Origin of the sequence: Bacillus sp. SIMBA_008 (assembly GCF_046535495.1) — a bacterium.
Classification (GTDB): domain Bacteria; phylum Bacillota; class Bacilli; order Bacillales; family Bacillaceae; genus Bacillus; species Bacillus subtilis.
Window position 1 is genome coordinate 1 of sequence record NZ_JAWRWL010001380.1, and the last position, 231, is coordinate 231.

The window sequence follows — 231 nt, forward strand, 5'->3', positions numbered from 1 at the left end:
GGTTCCGCGCCTTTCGATGATCTCGAAGAAGAAACCTTCCCCGAAGGTGCGGCTGTAGATCCGGAAATATTCGCCATTGTCGTCGCGGTCATAAAGAATGCTTGCGGCCCTGAGCGCATCGGAAAATTCCGGTTCCAGCCCGAAACGGGCTTTTTATGAATATCACAGCTCTTTAATGGAGCCGTGGGACGGGCCGACCGCCATTTCGTTTACGGACGGAAAACAAATCGG

At 53.2% G+C, this 231-nt stretch carries 1 pseudogene; it reads left to right on the plus strand.

Annotation, left to right across the window (positions count from 1 at the left end):
* Nucleotides 1–133 precede the first annotated feature (133 nt).
* Nucleotides 134–231, plus strand: a pseudogene (locus SB658_RS27980) (hypothetical protein); the annotation flags it as partial.